11 protein-coding genes are annotated in these 14,362 nt (G+C 57.3%); 6 read left to right on the plus strand and 5 right to left on the minus strand.

The window, feature by feature from the left end; genetic code table 11:
- The first annotated feature begins 5 nt into the window (after positions 1-5).
- From ACEPAJ_RS03445 to ACEPAJ_RS03455, 3 genes are all read left to right on the plus strand, one after another.
- On the plus strand, positions 6-1,349 hold the full coding sequence (locus ACEPAJ_RS03445) for a DUF1329 domain-containing protein (protein WP_024014386.1): 1,344 nt from the start codon (positions 6-8) through the stop codon (positions 1,347-1,349).
- Positions 1,350-1,426: 77 nt separating this feature from the next.
- Positions 1,427-2,563: a YCF48-related protein gene (locus ACEPAJ_RS03450; RefSeq protein ID WP_024014387.1), complete on the plus strand. Its 1,137-nt coding sequence runs from the start codon at positions 1,427-1,429 to the stop codon at positions 2,561-2,563.
- Complete coding sequence (locus ACEPAJ_RS03455; protein WP_024014388.1) at positions 2,560-4,926, plus strand: efflux RND transporter permease subunit; 2,367 nt, start codon at positions 2,560-2,562, stop codon at positions 4,924-4,926. Before ACEPAJ_RS03450 ends, ACEPAJ_RS03455 begins: the two co-directional genes overlap by 4 nt.
- An 18-nt stretch (positions 4,927-4,944) precedes the next feature.
- Here the strand turns inward: ACEPAJ_RS03455 and ACEPAJ_RS03460 are convergent, their stop codons facing one another.
- Positions 4,945-6,750, minus strand: coding sequence for a sensor histidine kinase (locus tag ACEPAJ_RS03460; protein ID WP_024014389.1), 1,806 nt, complete (start codon positions 6,748-6,750; stop codon positions 4,945-4,947).
- Positions 6,747-7,451: a response regulator transcription factor gene (locus tag ACEPAJ_RS03465; protein ID WP_196644563.1), complete on the minus strand. Its 705-nt coding sequence runs from the start codon at positions 7,449-7,451 to the stop codon at positions 6,747-6,749. Before ACEPAJ_RS03465 ends, ACEPAJ_RS03460 begins: the two co-directional genes overlap by 4 nt.
- Before the next feature lie 338 nt (positions 7,452-7,789).
- On the opposite strand from ACEPAJ_RS03465, the gene ACEPAJ_RS03470 reads away from it, so the two are divergent.
- Positions 7,790-8,806, plus strand: a complete 1,017-nt coding sequence (locus ACEPAJ_RS03470; protein WP_071542629.1) for a beta family protein — start codon at positions 7,790-7,792, stop codon at positions 8,804-8,806.
- Here the strand turns inward: ACEPAJ_RS03470 and ACEPAJ_RS03475 are convergent.
- Positions 8,803-9,381, minus strand: coding sequence for a sce7726 family protein (locus ACEPAJ_RS03475; RefSeq protein WP_024014379.1), 579 nt, complete (start codon positions 9,379-9,381; stop codon positions 8,803-8,805). The two genes, ACEPAJ_RS03470 and ACEPAJ_RS03475, sit on opposite strands and share 4 nt — an antisense overlap.
- A gap of 491 nt (positions 9,382-9,872) precedes the next feature.
- Here ACEPAJ_RS03475 and ACEPAJ_RS03480 point away from each other — a divergent pair, with 491 nt between their 5' ends.
- Together ACEPAJ_RS03480 and ACEPAJ_RS03485 are read left to right on the plus strand one after the other, a co-directional pair.
- Complete coding sequence (locus ACEPAJ_RS03480) at positions 9,873-10,928, plus strand: ImmA/IrrE family metallo-endopeptidase (protein WP_160328544.1); 1,056 nt, start codon at positions 9,873-9,875, stop codon at positions 10,926-10,928.
- Entirely contained in the window at positions 10,915-11,541 is a 627-nt protein-coding gene (locus ACEPAJ_RS03485) for a hypothetical protein (protein ID WP_024014382.1), read from the plus strand. The genes ACEPAJ_RS03480 and ACEPAJ_RS03485 overlap by 14 nt, the downstream gene beginning before the upstream one ends.
- Before the next feature lie 320 nt (positions 11,542-11,861).
- On the opposite strand, the gene ACEPAJ_RS03490 is transcribed toward ACEPAJ_RS03485, so the two are convergent.
- Both ACEPAJ_RS03490 and ACEPAJ_RS03495 read right to left on the minus strand, forming a co-directional pair.
- Positions 11,862-13,469 carry a GMC family oxidoreductase gene (locus tag ACEPAJ_RS03490; RefSeq protein ID WP_011544397.1) on the minus strand — a complete coding sequence of 536 codons (1,608 nt, stop codon included), beginning with the start codon at positions 13,467-13,469 and terminating at the stop codon, positions 11,862-11,864.
- An 87-nt stretch (positions 13,470-13,556) separates the two neighbouring features.
- Complete coding sequence (locus ACEPAJ_RS03495; protein ID WP_199148737.1) at positions 13,557-14,354, minus strand: 2-keto-4-pentenoate hydratase; 798 nt, start codon at positions 14,352-14,354, stop codon at positions 13,557-13,559.
- Positions 14,355-14,362: the final 8 nt, after the last annotated feature.

The following is a 14,362-nucleotide window of genomic DNA, read 5'->3' on the forward strand; positions in this document are numbered from 1 at the left end:
ATCCAATGAACAAGAATCTTCTCTCCGCTGCCATTCTCGGCACCCTTCTCAGCCTAACCAGTGCAACGGCCCTGGCCAAGCTGGATGCCAGTGAAATTGCCCGCTTGGGCCAAGACCTGACGCCCACCGGCGCCGAGCAAGCGGGCAATGCCGACGGCAGCATTCCTGCCTGGAGCGGTGGCCTTACCCAGCCGCCGGCCGGTTACAGTGCGGCCAAGGGTTATATCGATCCCTTCGCGAATGAACAACCGTTGTACACCGTTACAGCGGCCAACATGGCGCAATATGCCGACCGGTTGATGCCAGGGTACAAGGCGCTGCTGGCGAAGTTTCCCAGCTACAAGCTGAACGTCTATCCGAGTCATCGCACTGCTGCGCTGCCCCAGCACGAGTACGAGCTGATCCGCGAAGAGGCCGCTAAGCTCGAGCTTAACGGCGATAGCATGGTCAACTATCAGAAAACCTCGGTGCCTTTTCCTATTCCCAAGTCGGGTCTGGAGGCCATGTGGAACCACCTGACGCGCTATCGTACCGGTGGCTTTCTCGATTACCCGACTGAAATGGTGGTGCAGGCCAACGGCTCATTTACTCCGGTGCGCCGAATGCGAAAATTTGCCATGGCCTCAAGCATGACCAACCCGGAGCCGAACCGGCTGTACTATTTCTGGAATAGCGTTACCTCCCCAGAAAGTATCGCCGGCAGCCAGACTCTGGTGCATGAGCCACTCGACCAAACCAAGGAGTCCCGGCTGGCCTGGCAGTACAACCCAGGGCAGCGGCGCGTGCTGCGCGCGCCCGAGTTCTCTTATGACACGCCGCCAGGTGCCTCCGATGGCTTGCGTACCAACGACTCAGCTGACATGTACAACGGCGCGCCCGACAAGTACGACTGGAAGCTGGTAGGCAAAAAAGAAATGCTTGTGCCTTACAACACTTACAAGCTGGCCGATACTTCGCTGAAGTACGAGCAGATCATTCAGCCCAACCACTTCAACCAGGACCTACTGCGCTACGAGCCACATCGCGTCTGGGTGGTCGAGGCCACGCTGAAGCCGGGTGAGCGGCATATCTACGCCAAGCGGGTCTTCTATCTCGACGAGGACAGCTGGAGCATCCTGGCCTCGGACATTTATGACAGTCGTGGCGAACTTTGGCGCTTTCATGAGGCCCACGCGTTGCAGCGCTACGACATTTTGTCCAGTTTTCATATAAGTGAGGTTTCCTACGACCTGCAGGCACGCCGTTACCTAGTGGTTAACCTGCAGAACCAGGAGATCCCAATCAAGTTCAACGTTCCGGCGAACTTGAAAGATTTTAGTCCCTCGGCTCTGCGTCGCAGCGGCCGCTGATTAACTGTTTACTCCGTGGTCTTTGGGTGGAAAGCGGTTAGCGCTTTCCCCCTTTTTTACTTTCTGAGACGCTGGCCATGAAAAAATACAACCAACCAGCGCTGAGGTTGCTCTGCCTGTTGTCTGTCGGCCTGGCGGCCTTGCCGCTCAGCGCCGCGCCACTGGTCGATCGCCTTGAGCGCGCCGCCCGAATTTCCCCCTTAGCCAGCGAGTCGCCCCTCACCGATGGGCAGTTGGTCGGCGATTATCTGGTGACGGTGGGGGGCAGCGGCCACGTGCTGTTGCGCTCGCCCTCCGGCGAGATCCAGCAGGCACAAGTGCCGGTCGATGTTCTGCTGACCTCGGTGCATTTCCCCGATGCCAACAACGGCTGGGCCGTCGGCCATGACGGTGTGGTCCTGCATAGCACCGATGGCGGCAAGACCTGGAGCAAGCAACTCGACGGCAGTGCCATAAGCGCTTTGATGTTGAAGTGGGCCGAGGCCGAGATGGCGCGTTTGGAATTAGCCAGTGCGGCGGCGCCAGACGACGAGGCGCTGCATACCGAGTTGGAGAATGTCATCTTCGCCTTCGATGATGCTAAAGCCGGTATCGAGTCAGGCCCGGCACGCCCGCTGCTGGATGTGTGGTTCCGCGATGCGCAGCAAGGCTGGGCGGTTGGTGCCTATGGGATCCTTGTGCATACCCGCGATGGCGGGAAAAGCTGGGAATTTGTCTCGACCCTGGAAAACCCCGAGCGTTTGCACTTCAATGCGGTCCTCGGTCTGCGCGACGGCAGTCTAGTGGTCGCCGGCGAAGGCGGGCGTCTGTACCGCTCTAGTGATGACGGCCAGCACTGGACAGTGATCACGCCAATGAGCCCGGCCTCGCTGTACAAACTGCAGCAGCTGAGCGATGGCCGCCTACTGGCCTTGGGCTTCGGCGGTACCTTGCTGGCCAGCCAGGATCAGGGCCTGAGCTGGCAGGTCATCCCGCTGCCGGTGCGCGCGGGTCTGTACGGCGCCGCACAACTGGCGGACGGCAGCTTGCTGCTGACCGGGCAAGGTGGCGTGGTGCTGTACAGCACCGATGGCCAGCAGTTCAAAGTTTGGCAGGCGGCCGCTAAGGCGCCTTGGCTCGGCGTGGCGCAAGTGTCTGCCGAGCAACTGGCGCTGATTGGTAGCGCCGGCCTCATCACCATGCCCTTGGCAGAGCTCAAGGAGCAGCTGCAATGAATGCCAAACTGAACGACGGGTCTAGCCCGCAACTTGAGACCAGCGCTTTGCAGCGGCTGGTTGGTTTCACCGAACGTGCACTGTTTCGCAATCGCGTGGTGGTGCTTCTGTTCTTCTTGGTCCTTTCGCTGTTGCTCGGCTACCAGGCCCTGGGCTTGCGCCCAGACGCCAGCTTCAGCCGGATGATCCCGACCGGCCACCCGTTTATCCAGAACTACCTGCAGTTTGAGAGCGTGCTCCGGCCGCAGAGTAACGTGCTGCGCGTGGTGGTGGAAAACCCCAAGGGCGACATTGTCAGCAAGGAGTTCCTTGAGACTCTGCGCGAGGTCAACGATAGGATTTTCTACATCCCTGGCGTCGATCGCGGCAATTTGAAATCGCTGTGGACCCCTAACGCGCTCTGGGCTGAAGTCACCACCGAAGGCTTGCGCGCCGGCCGGGTGATTCCCGACACCTACGACGGGAGCCCAGAGGCGTTGGCACAGGTGCGGCAGAACATCCAGCGCGCCAACATGCTCGGCAGCTTCGTCGCCAACGACTTCAAGTCGGCGGTGATCCGGGTGCCACTGCTGGAGATGAACCCAGAGACCGGCGAGCCGCTGGACTACGGTGCCTTTACCCAAGCGCTGGAAAAGCAGGTGCGCGAGCATTTCGGTGTACAGGGCGTGAATATCCGCGTGATCGGCTTCGCCCAGATCATCGGTGATCTGCTGGCCGCTGCCACCGACATCGCGCTGTTCTTCGCTATCACAGTCGGCCTGATTAGCCTGATGCTCTATCTCTATTGCCGCTGCTGGCGCAGTACCGCAGTAACCGTGGTGACTTGCCTGCTCACCGTGGCTTGTCAGCTTGGCCTGTTGCACCTTTTCGGTTTCGGTCTGGACCCATACTCGATCTTGGTGCCGTTCCTGATCTTCGCCATAGGCATCAGCCACGCGGTGCAGAACATTAACCTGATGATGAGCGCGATGGGGCATGGCGCCACGCCGCTGGTTGCCGCGCAACACACCTTCCGCGCCCTATTCATTCCTGGCACCACGGCGCTGCTGGCCGATGCGGTGGGGTTTATCACCTTGTTGGTGATCGACATTGGTGTGATCCAGCAGCTGGCAATCACCGCCAGCATTGGCGTGTTCGTCGCCATTTTTACCAAGATGTTCCTGCTGCCGGTGCTGATGTCCTACGCCGGCATCAGTCCGCGCGGCTTGCGTGAGCAGGAAAAGCGAGCCAATTCGTCCTGGCCTATCTTCCGCCGCCTGTCGGCCGTGGTCGAACCGCGCGTGGCGCTGCCGCTGATCGCCCTCAGCGTGATGCTGCTCGGCGTCGGCTACTACGCCCGTCAAGATCTGAAAATTGGAGACCTGGACAAGGGCGCACCGGAGTTCCGTCCGGAAGCGCGCTACAACCAGGACAACGCTTACTTGCTCAAGCACTACAGCACCAGCACTGATGTTTATGTAGTGATGTTCAAGACACCGGCTGAACAGTGCGCACGCTTCGCCGCTGCCGACCTGGCCAACCAGTTCGAACAGAGCATGCGTGAAGTCAAAGGTGTGGAATCGGTGCAGTCGCTCTATCGCACCATGCGCTTCAACATCCTTGCGCGCAATGAGGGCAACCCGAAGTGGGCCGAACTGTCGCGCGATCAGTTCGTGATGAACAATGCCCGCTCAGGTGTCGCTGCCGAGTTCGTCGACCCCAACTGCAGCGTGGCGCCAATCAGCCTGTATCTGAGTGACCACAAGGCCGAGACGCTGACCCGGGTGGTCAGCGCGGTCGAGGCCTTCAGCAAGCAGTACGACACAGGAGACTTCGAGATCCTCCAGGCGGCAGGTAATGCCGGCATTGAGGCGGCGACTAACATCGTCATCGAGCAGTCCGAGAAGCTGATGCTGCTCCTGGTGTTTGTGATCATCTCGCTAGTGGTCTGGTGGGAGTTTAATTCGATCAAAGTGACCATCGCCTTGATGGCGCCGCTGTACCTGTCAACCGTGCTGTGCGAAGCGGTGATGGCGCAGATGGGCCTGGGAGTGAAGATCGCCACGCTACCGGTGATTGCCCTCGGCGTCGGCATCGGTGTCGACTATGGCATCTACCTGTACAGTCGCATGGAAGGCTTTCTGCACCAGGGCCTGAAATTCCGTGCGGCGTTCTTTGAAGCGTTGAAAACTACCGGCACCTCGGTGGCCTTCACTGGCATCACTCTGGCCATGGGTGTAGCCACCTGGTCGTTCTCGGCACTGAAGTTCCAGGCCGACATGGGCCTGCTGCTGGTGTTGCTCTTCATCTGGAACATGGTAGGTGCACTGGTTTTGTTGCCGGCCATCGCCTCGATGCTGATGTGCAATAAAGAAACTCGCTGAAACTGAAAGCCTCTAGCTTTAGGACATGTTAGAGGCTCGCTTATGGTGCTTCGGAAGCAGCTGTAGCGCGCTATTTTTCGCCATCCCCTGGACATTGTCCTTCGCGCAGGGGATTCGCCCGACGACGCTCAAACCACCTGTTGAGGAGATGCTGATTTCGAGCTCTCCTCCTATCGCCAGCATGCGCGAGCGCATGCTGGCGATCCCTTGGCCTTCATTGAGATTCAGCGGGTGCCTGTTGCTGCAGCCGCTGTCCACCACAGCGAACGAAATTCCATCCCGTTCTTGGCGCAATGTAACTTTCGCCGTTGCCCCTGCTCCTGCATGTTTAGCTGCGTTCTGTAGGGCTTCGACACAGCAGAAGTAAATTGCTCGTTCGGCGAGCGGGCTTTCGCGTCTCGGTGCTTGAAAGTCCGTGACTACTGGCAAGCCCGCATTATTGGCGGCCTCTCCCAAGGCTGCTGCCAGTCCTCGCTCAGCCAGTAGTGGCGGAGTAAGGCCATGTGCCAGCGTACGCAGTTCGGTGATGGCGGCATCAATGTCCGTTGCCATTTCCACTAGCAGTGCATCCGCTCGGCTCGGATCGCTATCGACCAGGCGTCTGGTCACGCTGATCTTCATACGCAGCGCGAGTAAGCGTTGCTGTGCACCATCGTGTAGGTCTTGTTCAAGCCGGCGGCGCTCCTCTTCCGCGACAGTTTCAGAATGGGCATGGGCACCGGCCAAGGCAGATTCGAATTGCCAATTGACGATGGCGTTATGGATCGAGCTAACAACTGCCTCCAGCAACATCGGCTCTTCCAACAAGGCGCGGTTATGAATCAGGATTGCGCTAGGTTGGTCATTGAGGTCATGCAGTACGCGTACGGCTTGCTCCTTGGCACTTGGTTCGGGTAACGGCACGACTTGTTGGGATGAGTTAATCCAGCGCCCAGTGTTTGGCTCCCAAATACCTAGCTCCAGTGATGGGTCATCCAGAGCATTCGCCATCATGGTTTTCAGGCCTTGCAGGTTCGGCCGGCGCCTTAATCCGGTCACTAACCGATGTAGCGCTTGGGCGGTGTAGAGCCGGCTGCGCAGCAAGCCCAAGGCAATAGCTAACGGAACGGCCCAGAAGGTAAAGGTAAGCAACAACAAGCCAGTCCCGGTTGTCAGGAAAAACGCCATGCATAGCGTGCGGGCGACAGAGGCGAGTAGTACGGGGGCGAGCGAGCGACGCATCAGTGTGGAGGCCTGTCGCAGTCGCTGTAGCAAGTACAGGCTGGTCGCGATCAGGATGCCTGTGTTGACGATGCGAAAGGCATTCAGCAGGAGGTTGGACCAGGTAGGGTGGTCGGCAATAAACAGTAAATTGTCCTGGCACACGTCAGTGCAGGAGGGCAGTGGGCCGAAGCGCGGCACGTGCGGAGTCAGCATCACGCTGGGTAGCCATAGCAAGGCAATAGCAGCGATAGCTGCGCCAATCAGCATACCCTCACGTCGGTCGGTGATGCGCCCAGTCGGGAAGGTCAGCACCACCCACACCAGCAGCGCTTCAGCACAGGGGCGAACGGTTCTGCCAATCGTATAGAGCAGATCATTGGTCGAATAAATTAGGGGATGAAGCGCGTAAGCTACAGCGAGCATTCCGAGCAATATCCAGAGCGGGCGTTGTGGGTAGCGGGCGCGCACGGTCATCGCCACGCCGGAAACCAACATCACGCCAACGCCGGCCATCAAGGCGTCGATTATTCGTGTCGAGCCCGCGCCTGTCGCCATGATCCCGGCAACTATGGTTACCGTGCCTCCACCGAGGATAGCGAGCCAGGGTTTTAGGCTTTTCATTGGCCGTTACGTGATAAATAAAGCAGCGTCGCTTGTACCCGGCGGCTGATGCTTTCGTCGTTGGCCAAGCCAAGGCGGCCGAAAATCTCGCTTATATGTTTTTCCACCGCCCGCTGGGTTACTCCCCTGTCGCGCGCAATGGCAAGGTTGCTCTTACCTGTCGCAAGGTCGGCCATGATTTCCCGCTGGCGTGGTGTTAGCTCTTCTAAGGGGGAGCGCTGGTGCTTGCGCGACAGCAGGGATTCAATTAGTTGCGTATCAATTCGACACTCACCAGTTGCAACCGCATGAATGGTAGACACCAGATGATCGAGGTCGTGAATACGATCCTTTAACAGGTATCCACGCCCAGATGCCCCTTTCTCCAGTAGCTCGGTTGCATACTGTGAGCTGCCATGTTGGCTCAGCACGATTACGCCTATATCCGGATGGCTCTGGCGCAGATGTTCTGCTACTCGCATGCCCTCATCCGTTTGCGTAGGCGGCATGCGGATGTCTGTCATGACAACCTGTGGTGGATTTGCTTCTACCGCTGCAAGCAGCGCGGTTGGGTCAGCATAAAGCCCGACTACACGAACTCTTGGAGACTGGGCAAGAATCTGCGACAAGCCCTCGCGAATAAGGTAGCTATCGTCGGCAATTGCCACGCTGATAGGAGGTGCCGAAAAAGTGACATTGTCAGAACTGTGCATCGCGTTCATGAAGTTAAACGACCAGTATTATTGTAGGTATTTGGTTGATCCTATCAGATGCCTGAAGATGCTCTATGAAAAGCATAATGTCTGCTTTTTTCCCGCATCTTCCTGTCACGGCCGGCAGAGAGCGGCCAGAAGCGGAACTTGCTGAAAGCGCCTTAACTACGTCAAATTGACCAGACGCCATCAATGATGAACGCTAAGCAGCGCCAGCAAGATCCCGACGCTAAGTCAAATGCTAGAGCCGGAATAGCAATTGGATCTCAACCTATCTGCGGTGATTTCAAAGTGCCACCCTTCGTGATAAAAGCGATTGGACCACTACGCGATCCCAAGGAAGGCATATGGCACTTAGATTCCCCAACCACCCTTACTACATTCCGATCATTAAGTGGCAGTCCTGGGAGCAGAGAGCTCTGCTTCAGACTCGGGGAGACGTTAAGCCCTACGTTCGCCCCTGCATCGAGGTCCGTCACTCGAATCAACACAGCAGCCTGGTAGGGAATTTCCAAACAGCTTGGGGAGCCCCTGCATTGGTAGATTATGCGAATCCCGAAGGGCGGCTCGTTGGCATTCGTCCTTTAGAATTTGAGGCGTTCCTTCAGATCGCAAAAGCTAACGGCTTTCCAACTCTTCCAGTTATCAATCCGTTAGATGCCCCTCTGCTACGCCCTGCGCTACTTGGTCTAGTGCAATCCTTCCCTGAGATTTTCCTACGCTTACGTATCAGTGGATTAACAGTTAATGCTGAGCACTACACCCAGACGATGATGGCCGCACAGGTACTATCAAGGCCTGGCAACCGTATTCATCTTATGGTCGATCTAGGTGTTACTCCCGCTTGGGAAGCCGCAGAGGTACCCGCCTTTACAGGCATGATGGCGGCGTTCAAGAACGCAGGGTTTTCCCAAATTCATGTGGCATCAGGTGCGTTCCCCGAGAGTCTTGCGGCCGTAAAAACGGTAGCTAACTTGCCACGCCGAGACTGGTCTCTATGGGCCGCGCTGAATACCAACGCTCCCGGACTGCTTCTCGGATATTCAGACTATGGGACGATATCTCCGCGCTGGACTGAGGAGACACTAACTCGCCGCGGCGGCCGTGTTGCCATTCGCTATGCAAGGAACCTTGACTGGTTGGTGTTGCGAGCTGACGGAAGCAAGTCAGAGCATTCAGTTGCTATCTCGACTTTGATGGTGACCGTGCATGCAGCCTCCTTCAAAGGCCGAGAGTATTCCTATGGGGACGAATTAATTGCAGATCGAGCGAATCCGGCAATCAAAAAGAAGAATGCAGGCCTCTTCCACTTCACTGAAGGTTGGTGTCATCACCTTGCGACGGTGATTAAGGAACAGTACTAGGCCGGGCAGGCTGAAAATTGAGGTGTAGCTTCCTCGACCCGTTTGAGGAGGTAGTCCCGAACATTGTTCTTGAGCTCGGGAAGTGTGAGCAGCTCTGCGATATATGCCTGAATGAGATATAGGCTCTTGCTCTTCCAGCCTCGAACCTTACCCATTTCGGTCAAGAGGTGAAGCGCCTCGTCTCGCTTGAGTAGGGAGGCAAGCACCTCAGGTTCGTGGCGCTTATTAGGTCTTGCGGCCCGAACATGCTTAAACCCCGCCTCAGGCACCTCAGGGACAAGGATGATCCCCCACCACGGCGGCAACAAGGGAAGCGCGTTTTTCAGATGGCATTCCGCAGTCACTAACGTGATGCGATCAAAAACTCGAGCGTAACGGGATCCTTGACCGATAAGGCGCTTCAAGGAGTCGGCCTCACTCTTAATCTCATAGCAATGCATATCGTAGATGTGGACAAGGTCTGCACGAACCTCACCGCCACTAAGCTGTAGCTCCTCCAGGAACAAGCCAGGGTGGATACCCAACGAGGTATCCAAGTAGTGAGTGAGTGCTCGTTTGATCTCCGCTTCGCGCATTATCCAATTCTCGATGGCCGCCGGCGTCCTGCCGGACAGCTAGTCAGTTTATCTCATACGGCGATGGGTGGCTTGGGTAATGCCACCGACCACCAAAACCATGCATTTATGCTATTTTATACTTTATGAAATGCATGAAAAGCAAAACCAAAATCGTCGCAGAGCTCCTCGCTTTCTTTGCGTCCCACGGACAAAGGACGAGCACCTCAATAGCGAATGCCTCTGGATTAGGCCAGCCACAGATTCACCGCAACCTTTTTGGCAAGCCGAAGCGGGTTACAAAGACTCACCGGGAATTATGCATTTATGCAAAAATCTCGCTAGAGCTGGAATTGCCTGACCCTCGGACTTCAGATGTCTTGATGGATAGTTTGGCAAACGTGTGGGATGGCAGTGAGGAGCACGCTCGTCGCCTTGCTGAACTGCTCTTTGCCCACCGAAGGGCCTGCATGTGAAAATGATGCTGGAATCTAATGTTATGGGAGGGTGCTATGCATGACGCAACGACTCCAATAACAGTGAAGTCCGCCTTCGAAAGTCTTAAGGCTGCAGGATATCCGCGCCCTTATGTTGAGAGACTATTGCCCGATTGGTGGGATCACAGCCTCTTCAAGACCAGCGCTGGAGCCTTCCAATTTGCACTGTTGCTTAAGCAACGCTTGGGCTTGGTTGTAAATTTTGCCCAAGACGGCAGTCTTGCAATCGACGCGGCTACGCCCAACGCTCGATTCAAGCGAAGAAGAGGTACAGAGGAAGGGGCGCTAAACATAGCGGCCAGCCTTGGCATGGCGTTGGCTCGACTTTCAATTTTCAGTGCCGGAGCCCCATACAGCCCCTTACCCCCTGACCCGAATTATATCGGGCACCTAGTTCGCCAGATCTCGGGTACGAATAGCGTAGGTTTTGAAGGGCTTCTGGCGCTTTGCTGGGCTCAGGGCATTCCTGTGTTGTTTCTCAAGGATTTGCCCAAAACGTCGAAGCGGATGACAGGTATGGCCGTTAGCGTTCAAGGCAGACCCGCAATTGTTTTAGGATTTAATAGCCCCCAGCACGCTCGACAGTTGTTCGTCCTAGCACATGAACTCGCTCATATCGTATGCGGCCACGTCGGTGAAAATGGTGTTCTCATAGACGAGGACATTGCCGAAGTCACCGATGCCTTGGCCGGGAGTGACGCCACCAGGAAGGATGCGGAGGAGAAAGAGGCTGACTCTTTCGCTCTCGCACTTTTGAGGAACGGGCATACAAACGTGCTTAAAGCTATCGGACGACCAGACTCCGCAGCAGTACTAGCCTCGAATGCTGTCATAGCTGGAGAACAACTTGGAGTCGACCCCGGCCACCTAATTCTTTCCTACGCCAGAGAGAATGACGATTGGGCCCGAGCAAATCAGGCCTTGGGTTATATCGCAGACCCCAGAGGGGCGATCGAGGTGCTTAATCAGTGGTTCATGCAAAGTACCGATCTCGGAGCTCTTAGCGACGAGAATCGGGAGCACGTGCTAGCTATCCAAGGCTTCGGGTCAGTCACACGTGTACCTACTTGATAGCGACGCAGCCAAGTCCCTTTGTCAGTACTTGCTTCTAGACGAGCTTGCGCTCGCTCTTGAGTGCCCGCTCAGCGACTTCGCGATACTTCCACAGCTTCGTTTTCAGCTCAGGCTTAACAAACCCGACGCCGCCCTAAAGAAATTGGGATCACAAGACGCTGTTGTGACGGCTCAGCGGCTCGTCGAGGCTGCGACAGAGGTCCAAGTAGTCACCGACTCGGCTAATACGATCCTCGAGCTAAATCGGCCGGATATCGACAGCGGAGAAGCGATCTTGTTTGCGGCCGTAAGCCAAGACGAAGACGACGCCCTCATCACCGGCGATAAACGAGCCCTTATCGCCCTCTCTGAGATATCAGAAGTACCCATCGTAGATAGCCTCTGGGAAAAGATCATTACCCTTGAGGAAGCAATTTATTTGATTGTGCAGCGTTCGGGTTTCGACCTGGTTTCGCAAAGGATTCGGGCGAGACCCGACGTGAACGTGGCCCTCAGCGTAATTTTTGGTAGAGCTAACCCAAACAAAATCGGAGAGGTCCTCGAAGGACTCAACAGCTATATGAATCACCTTCAGTCGATCTCGCAGGGTAAATACCTGCTCCCGTACTGAAAGCCCCCAATTCCCTGGACGCTTTAGAGCGCACCCGGCTGGCCGACAGCTGCCGGTCATGAAGGGCAGAAATCGGCCAATAGCTGCCCGTCGTGGTCGTCGGTTTCGGCCGAGGCTGTGTAAAAATACTTTTGAGCAGACGCAGTCGTCGAAATCGACGCAGAAATCACGCCTCTACGAAAATTCTAGCTCTTGGAATGGCCGAACTAGCGCAGATTTAACGTAGGAACCTGACCAACTCCGCGCCGCCGACGCAGAGGTGAAACGCCGAGAGGCAGTAGGGTGGCCCCTCGACTCAAGTCTGTGCAGTTGCTCACCAGCTACTGCGCCTGACGAATCATATCGGCGGCTTTCTCGGCAATCATGATGGTCGGTGCATTGGTGTTGCCGCCAGTCACTGTCGGCATGATCGAGGCGTCCACCACCCGCAACCCCTCAAGCCCGTGTACACGCAATTGCGCATCGACCACGGCCAACGCATCAGAGGCCGGCCCCATCTTGCAGGTACTGGTCGGGTGGTACTGGGTGTCGGCCCGCGCCCGGATATCGGCAATAATGCCTGCCGTGTCATCGCGCTGGACGGGATAGAGCATCTTGCCGCGCCACGGTTGCAGCGGGCTGCTTTGCAGAATGTCCATCTGCAACTGCACACCCTTGACCAACAGCTCGAGGTCGCGTGGATCGGCAAGAAAATTGGGGTCGATCTTCGGTGGCACTCGCGGGTCGGCGCTGGCCAGTTTGACCGTGCCACGGCTGTAGGGGCGCAGCACTTCAACATGGCAGGAAAAGCCGTGCCTGGTGTGCATTTTGCGACCGTGATCATCAACCAGCGCCACCACAAAAACCAGTTGCAAGTCAGGTGCTTGCACCTCGGTTGAGGAGCGTACAAAAGCCCCGGCTTCGGCGATCGAACTAGTGATCATGCCGGTACGCTGCTTGCGCCATTCGAACACCCCCTTGGCCATTTTTATAGCGCCATTCAAGGACAATCCGAAGGTCTGGCTGTCGCTGGCACTGATGTAGCTCTGCACGTGATCGATGTGATCTTGCAGGTTTTCGCCGACGCCAGGCAGGTCGTGTACCACGGGTATGCCCACCGCCTGCAAGTCCTTGGCCGGGCCTATACCCGAGAGCAGGAGCAGCTGCGGCGAACCAAAGGTGCCTGCACTGAGGATGACTTCACGACGCGCCCGGACTTCCTTAGCTTCACTGCCCTGGTAATAGGCAATGCCACAGGCGCGCTTGCCTTGCATGATGATCTTGGCCGACAGCGCATGGGTCTTCACACATAGATTGGGGCGCGACAGGTTAGGCGTCAGATAAGCCTTGGCTGCACTGCAGCGCTCGCCATTTTTCTGCGTTACCTGGTACATGAACGAACCGAATTGATCGACGCCGTTGTAGTCGCGGGTGGTCGGTATGCCATTGAGCACTGCGGCATCGATAAACGCCTTGCTCAGCTCACTTGGCGTGCGCAGTTCGGCAACGTTCAGCGGGCCACCCGCGCCGTGGTATTCGCTGGCGCCGTGGGTCTCGTTGTTTTCCGCACGTTTGAAGTACGGCAACACATCCTCATACGACCAACCAGGATTGCCCAGGCTGGCCCAATGGTCGTAGTCCCAGCGGTTACCGCGCACATAGAGCATGGCGTTGATGGAGCTAGAACCACCCAGCGTCTTGCCACGCGGCTGGTAACGCTTGCGGTTGTCCATGTGCTGCTGCGGGACGGTGTCGAATGCCCAGTTGTTGTAAGAGGTTGCCACCATGCCAACGAAGCCGGCCGGGGCGTGAATCAACACGCTCTTATCCGGCCCGCCGGATTCCAGCAAACAGACAGACACACTGGGGTCTTCGCTCAGGCGACTGGCCAATACACAGCCTGCCGAACCGGCACCGACAATGACGTAATCAAACTCTTCGTACTGCATTCTGATGGCTCTCGCTTCTTGTACTTTTTATGGCGGATTTCAATCAGCGCCGCTTCTAATGGGCCGTTGTGCCCGATGCGTGGTTCTCTAGGCTGTGGTGCCTGCGAATGAGCACTCCACTGCGCCGTGCTCGCCCATCACCATGCGCACGTGATCGCCAGGACCGACGTCGAGCATCGGCGCCAGCGCTCCGGTCAACAGCACATCTCCGGCACGTAATGGCTGGCCGCGCCGGGCCAGCTTGCGCACCAGCCAAAGGCCGGTGGCGAGGCAGTCATGCAGCGCTACGCTGGTGTCGAGCAGCACCGGCTGGGCATTTTTATGCAGGCTGATCAGCAGGTTTGGCGTAGGCAGTTGCGCCAGCGGCACGGGCTGATCACCCAACACATAAAGCCCGGATGAAATGTTGTCAGCGACCGCATCCATCAAGGTCAACTGCCAGCCGATGATGGCCGAGTCGTTGATTTCCAGTGCCGGCACCGCACCCGCAATACAGGCCAGAAACTGCTCATGGCTGATCTCGCCAGCCGGCAGATCGTGGCCGAGCACCAATGCCAGCTCGATCTCGACTTTCGGTTGCAGCAGGCGCTCCCAGGCGATGGCTTCACCTGAGAGGCACGCCGTGTCCGCGAACAGCCGCCCATACACCGGCTCGTCGACCTTGAGCGCTGCACGCAGGGCCGCCGAGGTCAGCCCAGCCTTGGCCCCGCAAAGACGGCGGCCTTGAGCCAACGCCTGCTGCATGCCAGCGGCTTGCACGGCATAGGCTTCATCCAGGTTGGCCAGGGCGAAAGTTTCGCTAACCCGTGGCACGGGATGCCGCTCGAGCCGTGCCGTTGCCAGGCAGTGGGCCGCGCCGAGCAGGCGCGGTTCGGTAATTGCCACCGGCGCAC

Origin of the sequence: Pseudomonas sp. GWSMS-1, assembly GCF_049847425.1 — a bacterium.
Classification (GTDB): Bacteria; Pseudomonadota; Gammaproteobacteria; order Pseudomonadales; family Pseudomonadaceae; genus Aquipseudomonas.